Genomic DNA, 12,117 nt, shown 5'->3' with positions numbered 1-12,117 from the left:
GTCCGTTTCCCATCCGGGCGGTGCAGGTGGATGGGGGTAGCGAGTTTATGGCGGAGTTTGAGGAGGCCTGTAGGGGTTTGGGCATCCGGTTGTTTGAGCTTCCTCCGCGGAGTCCCAAGTTGAATGGGCATGTGGAGCGCATGCAGCGGGCGTTTCGGGACGAGTTTTACACGCGTCCTCTGCCTTCTGGGATTGAGGGGCTTCAGCGGGAGTTGGATGCGTATTTGGACTACTACAACGGGCGGAGGCTGCACCGGGCTTTGGGGGGTCTTGCGCCCTTGGAGTTCCTGGCTAAGCTCAAGGAGGAGGGGGTCCCCACAGAGTCTCAAATGTGCTGGCCAACTACAGGCTCTTGTTTTTGATGCGAAAAAAGCGTATACTTATGCACGCCCCCTCGAGGGGCTAGAATGGGGTCGGCATGAAGATCGTCCTGGCATACTCCGGCGGGCTGGACACCAGCATCATCTTGAAGTGGCTGAAGGAGACCTATGGGGCCGAGGTCATCGCCTTCACCGCGGACATCGGCCAGGGGGAGGAGGTGGAGGAGGCCCGCCTCAAGGCCTTAAGGACCGGGGCTTCCAAGGCCATCGCCCTGGACCTACGGGAAGAGTTCGTGCGGGACTTCGTCTTCCCCATGATGCGCGCGGGGGCGGTGTACGAGGGCTACTACCTCCTGGGCACCGCCATCGCCCGGCCCCTCATCGCCAAGCACCTGGTGAGGATCGCGGAGGAGGAGGGGGCGGAGGCCATCGCCCACGGGGCCACGGGCAAGGGGAACGACCAGGTGCGCTTTGAGCTCACCGCCTACGCCCTGAAGCCCCATATCCGGGTCATCGCCCCTTGGCGGGAGTGGAGCTTCCAGGGGCGGCAGGAGATGATCGCCTACGCACAGGCCCACGGCATCCCCGTGCCTGTGACCCAGGAAAAGCCCTACTCCATGGACGCCAACCTCCTCCACATCTCCTACGAGGGGGGCGTTCTGGAAGACCCCTGGGCCGAGCCCCCCAAGGGCATGTTCCGCATGACCCGAGACCCCGAGGAGGCTCCCGAGGAGCCCGAGTACGTGGAGATCGAGTTTGAGGAGGGGGACCCGGTGGCGGTGAACGGGGAAAGGCTCTCCCCAGCAGCCCTCCTGGCCAGGCTCAACGAGATCGGTGGCCGGCACGGGGTGGGGCGGGTGGACCTGGTGGAAAACCGCTTTGTGGGCATGAAGTCCCGCGGGGTCTACGAGACCCCGGGGGGCACCCTCCTTTACCACGCCCGCCGGGCGGTGGAAAGCCTCACCCTGGACCGGGAGGTCCTCCACCAGCGGGATATGCTGGCCCCCAAGTACGCGGAGCTCGTCTACTACGGCTTCTGGTTCGCCCCCGAGCGGGAGGCCCTCCAGGCCTACTTTGACCACATCGCCAAGGGGGCAACCGGGGTGGCCCGGCTCAAGCTCTACAAGGGGAACGCCTACGTGGTGGGCCGGAAGGCGGGAAAGAGCCTCTACCGCAAGGACTTGGTCTCCTTTGACGAGGCGGGGGGCTACGACCAGAAGGACGCGGAGGGCTTCATCAAGATCCAGGCCCTGCGCCTAAGGGTCAGGGCCTTGGTGGAGGGCCAAGGGCATGGCGCATAGGACCTGGGGCGGCCGCTTTAGCGAGGGACCGGACGCCCTCGCGGCCCGGTTCAACGCCTCCCTCCCCTTTGACCGGGCCTTTTGGCGGCAAGACCTTTTCCAAAACCGAGTGCACGCCCGCATGCTCCAGAAGGTGGGCCTCCTTTCGGAGGAGGAGCTTAGGGCCATCCTCCAGGGGCTGGAGCGGATTGAGGAGGAGATTGAGGAGGGCACCTTCCCCTGGCGGGAGGAGCTGGAAGACGTGCACATGAACCTCGAGGCCCGCCTCACGGAGCTCATCGGCCCCCCGGGGGGCAAGCTCCACACCGCCCGGAGCCGCAACGACCAGGTGGCCACGGACCTCAGGCTCTTCCTCCGAAGCGCCCTGGACGAACTCTTAGAAGAGGTCCTGGCCCTGAGGCGGGTCCTGGTGGCCGAGGCGGAGCGGCACCTGGAGCCCCTCCACGTCCTTCCCGGCTACACCCACCTCCAGCGGGCCCAGCCCATCCTCCTTTCCCACTGGCTTTTGGCCTACTACGAGATGCTCCGCCGGGACGAGGGGCGGCTAAGGGATGCACGGGAAAGGCTGAACGAGAGCCCCTTGGGGGCCGCGGCCCTTTCGGGAACGGGCTTCCCCATAGACCGACACTTCACCGCCCGGGAGCTGGGCTTCCGCGCCCCCATGCGCAACTCCCTGGACGCGGTGGCCTCCCGGGACTTCGCCTTGGAGGTCCTTTCCGCCCTCAACATCGGCCAGCTCCACCTTTCGCGCCTGGCGGAAGAGCTCATCCTCTATAGCACCGAGGAGTTCGCCTTCGTGGAAATCCCCGACGCCTTTGCTACCGGGTCTTCCATCATGCCCCAGAAGAAGAACCCGGACATCCTGGAGCTCATCCGGGCCAAGGCGGGGAGGGTCCTAGGGGCCCTGGTGGCCCTCTCCACGGTGGTGAAGGGGCTTCCCCTGGCCTACAACAAAGACCTCCAGGAGGACAAGGAACCCCTTCTGGATGCCCTTGCCACCTACCGGGATAGCCTGAGGCTCCTGAAAAGCCTCCTTCCCGGGCTTAAGTGGAACCGGACCCGCATGTGGCAAGCGGCGGAGGAGGGGTACGCCCTGGCCACGGAGCTTGCGGACTACCTGGCGGAAAAGGGTCTCCCCTTCCGCGAGGCCCACCACGTGGTGGGGCGGCTGGTGCGGAAGCTCTCCGAGGAGGGGCGCCCCCTAAAGGCCCTCGGCCTGGAGGAGCTAAAGGCCCACCACCCCCTCTTCGCCGAGGACGCCCTCCCCCTCCTCCGGCTGGAGACCGCCATCCACCGGCGAAGGTCCTACGGGGGCACAGCCCCGGAGGCGGTGCGGGAACGGGTCTTGGAGGCCAAGAAGGAGGTGGGGCTTGAAGGAGCTTGAACTGAACCCCCTACCCCAGGCAACCCCCCTCCCCGCGGTGCGGCGGGGGGCGGGGGTGGAGCTGAGGAAGGCCCGGCTTTCCGATGTGGACGCCATCTACTGGCTCATCCGCTACTGGGCGGAGAAGGGCCTGATGCTGGTCCGGAGCCACAGCCACCTCTACGAGAACATCCGCGACTTCTTCGTCCTGGAGGACGAGGACGGCCACATCGTGGGCACGGGGGCCCTGCACGTCCTCTGGCGCGACCTCGCGGAGATCCGGGGCCTCGCCGTCCACCCGGAAAGGCAGGGGGAGGGCCTGGGGCGCTGGTTGGTTTTGGCGGCGGAGCGGGAGGCCCGGGACCTGGGCCTGCCCCGGGTCTTCGCCTGGACGCTACAGGTGGGCTTCTTCCGCAACCTCGGCTACCAGGTCACCACCCGGGAAGCCCTCCCCCCCAAGGTGTGGAGCGAGTGCAACGCCTGCCCCTTTTACGAGAACTGCCGGGAGATTGCGGTGGTGAAGGCGCTTTACCCAAAGGAGACCGCCTTCTAGAATGGACGGGATGGGCCCCCTTACCCGCCCCCAGGAGGCCATGGCCCGGGCAGGGCACGGGCTTTTAGAAGACGAGGGGCCCTCCTATGGGGAGGTCCTGGGGCTTCCTTCGGGGCAAGCGTGCGGGGAAATCGCCCTTAAGCCCGTGGGCATCCATGGGGAGGCTTGACGGAGGCAGAATGGCAGGACCAAAGGAGCGCGCGGTTTTGGTGCTGGAAGACGGCACCGTCTACCACGGCTACGCCTTCGGGGCCCCGGGGAAGACGGTGGGGGAGGTGGTCTTCAACACCGCCCAGACGGGCTACCAGGAGATCATGACCGACCCCAGCTACCACGGGCAGATCGTGGTCATGACCTACCCCCACCAGGGGAACTACGGGGTGAACGTTTACGATATGCAGTCCAACCGCCCCTGGGTGCGGGGCTTCGTGGCCAAGGAGTTCAGCCGGGTGGCCTCGAGCCCCCGCGCCCAGCAGACCCTGAAGGAGTTCATGGAGTTCTACGGGGTGGTGGGCCTGGAGGGCATAGACACCCGGGCCTTGGTGCGGAAGATCCGGGAAGGGGGGGTCCTGAAGGGGGTCATCGCCCACGCCAGCCTCTATGGCGCCCCCGACCACGCCTTCACGGAGGAGGAGCTTAAAACGCTACAGGAGGAGGCCCGGGCCTGGCGGGACATCGACGGACGGGACATGACCCCCGAGGTCACCACCCCCCTCCCCTACGCCTGGCCCACCCTGAAGACCGGGCGGCGCCTCGTGGTCATGGACTTCGGCATCAAGCACGCCATCGTGGAGAACCTGGCCGCCTTGGGCTTTGAGATCATCGTGGTGCCGGGCAAGACCCCAGCCAGCCAGATCATGGCCCTGGAACCCCACGGCCTTCTCATCTCCAACGGCCCTGGGGACCCCTCCATGCCCCGCTACGCCCACGAGACCATCTGGAAGCTCATGGGGCTTCTCCCCACCTTCGGCATCTGCCTGGGGCACCAGCTTTTGGCCCTGGCCGCGGGGGGGCGCACCTACAAGATGAAGTTCGGCCACCGGGGGGCCAACCACCCGGTGAAGAACCTGCAGACGGGCAAGGTGGAGATCACCAGCCAAAACCACGGCTACGCGGTGGACATCGACTCCCTAAAGGACTTCAAGCCCACCCACGTGAACCTGAACGACGGGACCCTGGAGGGCATGACCCACGTGCGCTACCCCGTCTTCTCCGTGCAGTACCACCCCGAGGCCGCCCCCGGCCCCCACGATGCCCTTTACCTCTTCCGCCGCTTTCTGGAGGAGGTGGAGGCCTTCCACGGGGGCACGGGGCTGCCGGTGGAGAAGCAAAGGGCGGACGGCTTCGGCGTCTAAAGCCCAAAAAAGGCCCGCACCCGCTGGACCTCCTCCTCGAGGCGGAGGCGTTCCGTGTCCAGGATGAGGGCCCGGGGGTGGCCCTCAAGAAGGCGAAGGGGGCCTTCGGGGTCGTAGTTACGCTTCTCCTCGGCCACGATCTTGAGCTTGGCCAAGACCTCCTCCAGGGGGGCGAGGGCCAGGGCCTCCTCCAGCTCCTCTGGGGTGAGGACCCCTTCGGCGAGGGCCCTCAGGCGCTCGGCCTCCTCGGGGGCAAGCCCCACCCGGTCAAAGGCATCCTTTCGGGCGAGGAGGCGCTTTAGGCGGGTGGCCTCCCGGGCGTGGAGGAGGACGAACCGGGCCTTGGGCAGGGCCTCTAGGGCGTAGGCCACCTCCCTTTCCCCCCTTAGGCCGTCAAAGAGGAGGGGCCAGGTGGGGGGGGCGTACCCCTGGGCCAGGACCTGGGCCACCCCACCTGGGAATTCCTCGAGGAAGCGCCGGGTGAGGCGGAAGCGCTCCTCCCGGGGGAGGGGAGGTCTTGCCCCATACCGGGGGAGGACGTAAAGGTCCACCAGCTCCCGCCGGTCCGGCAGGCGGGGAAAGCCCAAGGCCTCCACCAGGGTGCTCTTCCCTACCCCGGTGAGGCCCACCAGGACGAGGAGGGGGAGTTCCCTTAAGGGGCGAAGCCCCGTGGCGGCCTCAAGCGAAAAGGGCACCATGGGGGCATTGTACGGCCTCTGGTAGGATGGAGGGGATATGAAGCGGCTCTTCGGTGCCCTCCTCCTCCTCGCCTTGGCCTTGGCCCAGACCCCCGCCTACCCGGAAACCGCCTTCGGCCTCGGGTACGCCCCGGACCGGGGGGTCTACCTCCAGGGGGGGGTGCTCCTGCCCTTCAGCCCCCTAGGCCTGGACACGGGGCTGGACCTCGAGGCCCTCTTAGACCCAAGCCCGGAAGGGGAGGCCCTCTTCAAGGCCAACCTCTTCCCGGGGCTGGTGGTGGAAGGCCTCTACGCCTCCTTAGGGCTTGGCCTGGACCTCCGCTACCCCTTCGGGGTCCACCTGGGGCCCCTCTTCAGCCTGGAGCTCCCCGGCGGGGCCCTTTCCGCCCGGCTGGGGCTTGGGTACCAGGGGGGGCTTCACCTGGTCTACGGCCTCGGGCTTAGGTTCTACCTGGAGCCTTTGGCCCTGGAGGTCGCCCTTTCCGACCGCTACCCCTTCCGCCTAAGCCTCCTCTACCTCTTCTAGCCCATGGCTAAAGGACTGGGCCGCGCCGGGAAGCGCCTTCCCCTCTTCCTCTTCTCCCTCCCCGCCTTAGGGACCCTGGGGCTTTTCGTCCTTTACCCCTTCCTGGACGTCCTGCGCTTCTCCACTTGGGAGTGGTCGGGGCTTTCCGAGCCCAAGCCCGTAGGGCTTAAGAACTACGCCCACCTCCTCCAGGACCCGGCCTTCTGGGGCAGCCTCTGGGTCACCCTGAAGTTCATGCTCCTGGCCCTCCCCCTCTTCCTGGTGCTTTCCGTGGCCCTGGCCCTGGCCCTGGAGGGGGCGCGCTACGAGCGCCTGGCCAAAAGCCTTCTCTTCCTGCCGGGGATCGTCACCCTGGGGGGGGCCTCCTTAAGCTGGTACACCCTCTTCACCCCAGAGTACGGGGCCTTGGCCCAGTTCCTCCCCATCCCCCCTTGGGACCGGGACGGGTTCTGGGCCCTGGCGGTGGTGGTCCTCTTCACCCTGTGGCGGCACCTGGGGTACGGGGTCCTGGTGGCCTCCGCCCGGCTCAAGGCCATCCCCAAAACCCTCCTGGAAGCGGCCTATGTGGACGGGGCGGGGCCCTGGGAGGCCTTCCGCTACGTCACCCTTCCCCTCCTAAGGCCCGCCCTGGCCTTTCTGGTGGTGGTGGGGACGGTCCTCGCCCTCCAGTCCTATAGCGCCGTCTTCCTCCTCACCCGGGGGGGGCCCTTCGGGGCCACCCGGGTCCTGGGCTACTACCTGTACGAGGCGGGGTTTGAGAACTTCCGCCTGGGCTACGCCGCGGCGGTCACCGTGGTCATCCTCCTCCTCACCCTCCTCTTCGCCTACGCCCAGCTTCGGCTTCTCCGCTCCGAAGACTAGGCGCCTCGGCCTTGAAAAATCCTCATGGGGCTCGGAGACAAGGCGGTCTAGTCCCCCCTTCTGGGGCCCCCGCCGAAGCGAAAGCTTCGGCGGGGTACTTAAGCGCCCCCTAGCGGTGGCGGGCCAGGTCCTGGAGGTGGCCCTCAAAGTCGGCGTTGAGGAAGATCCGCCCCCTGGCGTGGAAGAAGTAGAGGTAGGGGCGGCCTTGTTCGTCCTGGCGCTTGGGGTTTAGGACCGCCTGGAGGGCCGCCCGGCCGGGGTTGGCGATGGGCCCTGGGGGCAGGCCCGGGTAGCGGTAGGTGTTGTAGGGGGAGTCCACGGCGAAGTCACCCGCCCCCCGGTCCAGGGCAGGGAGGGGCTTATTCAGGGCGTAGGCCACGGTGGGGTCCGCCTGCAGGGGCATGCCCCGTTCCAGGCGGTTTAGGAAGACCCCGGCGATGTAGGGCATCTCCGCTTCAGCCCCCGCTTCCAGCTGGACGATGGAGGCCAGGGTCACCCAGGCGTGGACGGAAAGCCCAAGATCCTTAAGGGCCCTTTCCACCTCGAGGGTCAACTCCTTCTCAAACCGCTCCAGCATGGCCCGGACCAGCTCCTCCGGGGTGGAGAGGTGGTCAAAGGTGTAGGTGGCGGGGAAGAGGTAGCCCTCGAGGCTCCGCCCCTCCACAAAGGGGGGTTTGAGGGGGCCGGGGTCCTCCACGAGCCCCAAGAAGGCCTCCCCGGGAAGGCCCGCCCCCTCCAGCCGCTGGGCGTAGTCCTGGGCGCGGAGCCCCTCGGGGAAGGTGAGGGTGACGGTGAGGGGCTTCACCCCCCCGGTGAGGGCCCGGGCCAGGCGGAAGGCCCCCTCCCCCTTAAGCCGGTAGGCCCCGGGGACCAGCCTCCCTGCCTTCCCGGAAAAGCGCAGGTAGGCGGCGAAGGGGTAGGCGGAACGCACCAGACCCGCCCCCTCCAGAAGGCGGGCCACCTCCTGGGCCGTGGCCCCCTTGGGGATGCGCAGGGTGGCCTCCTTCCCCGTGGGGCCAAGAAGCCACAGGGCGTAGAGGAGGAGGAGGAAGAAGGTGAGGAAAAGCCCCACCAGCCCCCGCCAAAGCCAGGCCCTAGGCCCCTCGGGCAAGGTAGTCCTCCAGGAGCACCACCGCGGCCATCTCGTCCAGCTTGCCCTTGTCCTGCTTTAGGCGCCTTGGGGCCTCCCTGAGGCGGCGCTCGGCCAGCTTGGTGGTGTACCGCTCGTCCAGCAAGACCACCTCCACCCCCCGGGCCTTTAGGGCCTCCACCAGGGCCAAGACCCCCTGGGCCTCCTGGCTCAGGCCCCCATCCGTGCGCAAGGGGAGGCCCACCACGAGCCTAGCCAAGCCCTCCCGCCGCACGAAATCCAAGAGGGCCTCCACGTCCCTTTCCAACCCCTGCCGCACCAGATACCCCCGGCCGAAGGCGAAGGGCCGCCCCTCCTCCCCCACCGCGAGGCCAATCCGGGCCCGGCCCACGTCAAGCGCGCCCACCCGCATAGGCCACGCTCCGGTCGGCCAGGACCACCCCCAGGAAGAGGAGGCCCACCCCGAGGGCCCGGCCCAGCTCCTCCAGGCCCACCACCCCAAAGCGGTTCAGGGTGCTGGTGGAGGCCAGGACCAGGGCGGAGAGGAAGACCAGGGCCGTCCCCTGGGCCCTCAAGGGGTTCTTCCACCAGAAGAGCGCCGTGGTGTAGAGGGCCACCCCGGCCATGAGGAGGGTGCCGAGGAGGTTAAAGGGAATGGTCCAAAGCCTTGGGGAGGCGAGGCCCGGGGGCGGGAAGGCCGCCCCGGAAGGGGCGTAAGGGGTGGGCAGGCGGGTGAGGTCCAGGGGGGCGGTGAGAACCAGGAAAAGCCCGTATAGGATGAGGGGGGAAAGGAAGAGGAGAAGCCCCCGGGCCCCCTTGGGGTTCAAAAGGGCCAGGCTCCCCAGGCCCAGTAAGGTCACGCCGTGCATGGCCCCCGTGAGGTACCAGAGGCGGTAAAGGCCAGGGGTCCAAGCCCCCTGGAACCGGGCCAGGAGCTCGGCGGAAACCGCCAGGGCGAAGAGGAAGAGGCCGAGGCTGTAGAGGGCGTTGTGCCAGGAAGGGCGCCGGGTGTACCGGGCCAGGGTGAGGCCGAAGAGGATCCAGGCGAGGAGAACCGCCAGAAGACCTAGGAGCATGCCCCCAGTTTACCCCAGGCCTACAGGAGTTCTTCCAAGGCCTGCAAGGCCTTCCCCGCATCCAGCCCCGCCCCCTGGGCCAAGGCGCCCTTCCCGCCCCCCCGGCCCCCCGCCCGCTCCAGGAGGGCCCGGAAGAGGGCGCCCGCCTCGAGGCCCCGCGCCCTCGCGCCCTCGGAAAGCTTCAACACCGCCTGTCCCTCGGAAAGCACCAAGGCCACGTCCGCCCCCCTCGCCACCAGGTCGTCCGCGGCCTGGCGCAGGGCGGCCACGTCCAGCCCGGGAAGCTCCGCCCCCCCATACCGGAGGCCCCCCTTCTCCTTGAGGGCCACCCCCTCCTTGAGCTCGGCCCGCACCAGCCGGACCCTTAGGCTCTGGATCTCCTTCTCCTTGGCCTTGAGCTCAAGAAGAAGCTTCTCCAACCTTTCCTCCAGGGCGCCCTCCCCCACCTCGAGGCGCTCCGCCAAGGCCCTGAGCCGGTTCAAGGCCCCGCGGGCGAAGCGGACCGCCCCTTCCCCAGCCACGGCCTCAATCCGGCGCACCCCCGCGGAGACCGCCTCCTCCTTCACGATGAAAAAGGCCCCGATCTCCCCGGTGCGGCGCACGTGGGTGCCCCCGCAAAGCTCCTTGGAGGGGCTTCCCTCCACACTCACCACCCGCACCACCTCCCCGTACTTCTCCCCGAAGAGGGCCATGGCCCCCTCCTTCTTGGCCTCCTCCAGGGGGAGGTAGCGCCAGGTCACGGGGAAGTCCGCCATGATCCAGCGGTTCACCAAAAGCTCGATTCCCTCAAGCTCCTCTCCCTTCAGGGCCTCGGGGTGGGTGAAGTCAAAGCGGAGCCGATCCGGGGCCACCAGGCTCCCCGCCTGGCGCACGTGGGGGCCAAGGACGGCCCTTAGGGCGGCGTGGAGGAGGTGGGTGGCGGTGTGGTGGCGCTCCGTGTCCCGTCTCCTCGGGTCCACCACCGCCCGCACCCTCTCCCCCACCCGCAACACCCCTTCCTCCACCCGCGCCCGGTGGAGGTGGAGGCCCTTTTCCGTCTTGAGGGTGGTCTCCACCCGGGCCCGGCCCCCTTGCCACTCCAAAAGGCCAAAGTCCCCGATCTGCCCGCCCCCTTCCGCGTAGAAGGGGGTGCGGTCCAGCACCACCTCCACCTCCGTGCCGGGGCCGGCCTCGGAGAGGGCCTGGCCCCCTGCGAGGAGGAGGAGGACCTCCCCCTCCCCCTCCAAGGCGGTGTAGCCCAAAAACTCCGTGGCCCCCCGCTCGGCGTAAAGCTCCTCCAGGGCCTCCGCGCCCCGCTTGAAGATCTCCCGCTCAAAGGCCATGTAAGCCCGGGAGCGCTCCTGCTGCTCGGCCATGGCCTTTTGGAAGCCCTCGGTGTCCACCCCATAGCCCCTTTCCGCGGCGATCTCCACCGTGAGGTCCAGGGGGAAGCCGTAGGTGTCGTAGAGGCGGAAGGCCTCCCGGCCGGGGAGCACCTCCCCCGGCTTCAGGCCCGAAAGGAGGGCCTCGAGGCGCTTTAACCCCCCCTCCAGGGTCTCCAGGAAGCGCTCCTCCTCCAGGCGGATCTGGCGCACCGTGGCCTCGAGGTGCTCCCGCATCTCCGGGTAGAAGTCCCCGAGAAGCTCCGCCACCAAGGGGGCCAGGCGGTGGAGGAAGGGCTCCTCCATCCCCAGGAGGTAGCCGAAGCGTAGGGCCCGGCGGAGGAGACGGCGCACCACATAGCCCCGCCCGGTGTTGGAGAAGGTGACCCCATCGGAAAGGGCCGCCACCACCGCCCGGATGTGGTCGGCGATGACCCGGTGGGGCACGGAGGCCTTCCCCTCGTAGGGCCGGCCGCTATAGCGCACCACCTTCTCAATGAGGGGGAAGAAGGTGTCCGTGCGGTAGAAGTCCTCCACGTCCTGGAGGATGGCCGCCATGCGGTAAAGGCCCATGCCGGTGTCAATGTTCTTTTGGGGGAGGGGCTTCAGAATGCCGGGCCCGGGGATGGGCCCCTGGCGGTCGTACTGGGTGAAGACCAGGTTCCAGATCTCCACGAAGCGGTCCCCGCTACCCGTGTTGGGGCCGGTCTCGTCCGGCGTGCCGAAAAGGGGCCCCCGGTCGTAAAAGATCTCCGAGCAGGGGCCACTGGGCCCGTTGGGCCCATGGGTGATGGCTCCCCCCGGCCAGTAGTTCTCCTCCTCCCCAAAGCGGCCGATCCGCTCCTCGGGGACCCCCACCAGGTCCCGCCAGATGGCGTAGGCCTCGTCGTCGTCCTGGAAGACCGTGACCCAGAGGCGGTTTGGGTCCAGCTTGAGGCGCTCCGTGAGGAACTCCCAGGCCCACTGGATGGCCTCCTTCTTGAAGTAATCCCCGAAGGAGAAGTTCCCCAGCATCTCAAAGTAGGTGTTGTGCCTTGCGGTGCGCCCCACGTTCTCAATGTCCCCCACCCTGAGGCACTCCTGGCAGGTGGTGACCCGCCGCCACTCCTTGCCCCCGAAGAGGGGGCGTTCCCCCAGGAAGTAGGGCTTTAGGGGGGCCATCCCCGCGGAGGTGAAGAGGAGGGAAGGGTCATTCTCCGGCACCAGGCTGAAGGAGGGCAGGCGCAAGTGGCCCTTTTCCTCAAAAAAAGAGAGGTAGGCTTCCCGGATCTCGGCCGTGCGCATACTACCGATTATAGGGGCCTTAAAGTGGAGGCATGAGGGTAGAGATGCGCCGCTACACCCTAAAGGAGGGGGCCAAAGAGGGCTTTCAGGAAGTCTTTTTGGGGGTCATCGTCCCCTTAAGGCGGGCCCTCGGGTTCCAGGTGCTTGGGGCCTACTGGCTTTCCGAGCGGGAGTTCTTGTGGTTCGTGGCCCACGAGGACTTTGAGGAGGCGGAAAAGGCCTACTACGAGCACCCCGAAAGGAAGAAGGTGAACCCGGCCCAGTTCATAGAGGCCATGGAGACCCGTTTTGTGGAGGCCCTGCCCCTTTAGGGACATCCGCCCCCCAGG

General features: G+C 67.7%; 13 protein-coding genes and 1 pseudogene. 9 read left to right on the top strand and 5 right to left on the bottom strand.

The genetic code is table 11. From position 1 onward, the window contains the following. The 6 genes and pseudogenes from WKI94_RS04110 to carA form a co-directional block, all read left to right on the top strand. A pseudogene (locus WKI94_RS04110) lies at positions 1-406 on the top strand (integrase core domain-containing protein); the annotation flags it as partial. 12 nt (positions 407-418) lie between these two features. After that, complete coding sequence (locus tag WKI94_RS04105) at positions 419-1,621, top strand: argininosuccinate synthase (RefSeq protein ID WP_337844506.1); 1,203 nt, start codon at positions 419-421, stop codon at positions 1,619-1,621. Continuing rightward, positions 1,611-3,005: an argininosuccinate lyase gene (argH, locus tag WKI94_RS04100; protein WP_337844505.1), complete on the top strand. Its 1,395-nt coding sequence runs from the start codon at positions 1,611-1,613 to the stop codon at positions 3,003-3,005. Before WKI94_RS04105 ends, argH begins: the two co-directional genes overlap by 11 nt. A gap of 1 nt (position 3,006) precedes the next feature. Next, a complete protein-coding gene (locus WKI94_RS04095) occupies positions 3,007-3,537 on the top strand; it encodes an N-acetyltransferase (protein WP_337844508.1) in 531 nt (176 codons plus the stop codon). A 10-nt stretch (positions 3,538-3,547) separates the two neighbouring features. Continuing rightward, on the top strand, positions 3,548-3,706 hold the full coding sequence (locus tag WKI94_RS04090) for a hypothetical protein (protein ID WP_337844504.1): 159 nt from the start codon (positions 3,548-3,550) through the stop codon (positions 3,704-3,706). A gap of 10 nt (positions 3,707-3,716) precedes the next feature. Next, entirely contained in the window at positions 3,717-4,892 is a 1,176-nt protein-coding gene (carA, locus tag WKI94_RS04085; RefSeq protein WP_337844503.1) for a glutamine-hydrolyzing carbamoyl-phosphate synthase small subunit, read from the top strand. Here carA and WKI94_RS04080 read toward each other — a convergent pair. Then, complete coding sequence (locus WKI94_RS04080) at positions 4,889-5,590, bottom strand: hypothetical protein (RefSeq protein ID WP_337844502.1); 702 nt, start codon at positions 5,588-5,590, stop codon at positions 4,889-4,891. The genes carA and WKI94_RS04080 overlap by 4 nt on opposite strands. A gap of 37 nt (positions 5,591-5,627) precedes the next feature. Between WKI94_RS04080 and WKI94_RS04075 the strand changes: the two genes are divergently transcribed. Then, on the top strand, positions 5,628-6,116 hold the full coding sequence (locus tag WKI94_RS04075; RefSeq protein WP_337844501.1) for a bioflim formation protein: 489 nt from the start codon (positions 5,628-5,630) through the stop codon (positions 6,114-6,116). Positions 6,117-6,119: 3 nt separating this feature from the next. Further along, on the top strand, positions 6,120-6,977 hold the full coding sequence (locus tag WKI94_RS04070) for a sugar ABC transporter permease (RefSeq protein ID WP_337844500.1): 858 nt from the start codon (positions 6,120-6,122) through the stop codon (positions 6,975-6,977). Between the two features lie 109 nt (positions 6,978-7,086). On the opposite strand, the gene mltG is transcribed toward WKI94_RS04070, so the two are convergent. From mltG to alaS, 4 genes are read right to left on the bottom strand one after another with little or no spacing between them, the layout of a single operon-like run. Continuing rightward, positions 7,087-8,088 (bottom strand): endolytic transglycosylase MltG, encoded by a 1,002-nt coding sequence (mltG, locus tag WKI94_RS04065; protein WP_337844499.1) that lies wholly within the window; start codon positions 8,086-8,088, stop codon positions 7,087-7,089. Next, the gene (gene ruvX / locus WKI94_RS04060) at positions 8,072-8,479 is read right to left on the bottom strand and encodes a Holliday junction resolvase RuvX (RefSeq protein WP_337844498.1); all 408 of its coding nucleotides are present in this window, start codon (positions 8,477-8,479) and stop codon (positions 8,072-8,074) included. Before ruvX ends, mltG begins: the two co-directional genes overlap by 17 nt. Further along, positions 8,460-9,143, bottom strand: coding sequence for a hypothetical protein (locus WKI94_RS04055; RefSeq protein WP_337844497.1), 684 nt, complete (start codon positions 9,141-9,143; stop codon positions 8,460-8,462). Before WKI94_RS04055 ends, ruvX begins: the two co-directional genes overlap by 20 nt. Before the next feature lie 20 nt (positions 9,144-9,163). After that, positions 9,164-11,788, bottom strand: coding sequence for an alanine--tRNA ligase (gene alaS, locus WKI94_RS04050; RefSeq protein WP_337844496.1), 2,625 nt, complete (start codon positions 11,786-11,788; stop codon positions 9,164-9,166). A gap of 32 nt (positions 11,789-11,820) precedes the next feature. Here alaS and WKI94_RS04045 point away from each other — a divergent pair, with 32 nt between their 5' ends. Further along, positions 11,821-12,099, top strand: coding sequence for an NIPSNAP family containing protein (locus tag WKI94_RS04045; protein WP_337844495.1), 279 nt, complete (start codon positions 11,821-11,823; stop codon positions 12,097-12,099). Positions 12,100-12,117: the final 18 nt, after the last annotated feature.

Source organism: Thermus sp., from assembly GCF_037444525.1.
Classification (GTDB): Bacteria; Deinococcota; Deinococci; order Deinococcales; family Thermaceae; genus Thermus.
This window is presented reverse-complemented; position numbering and strand designations above follow the sequence as displayed.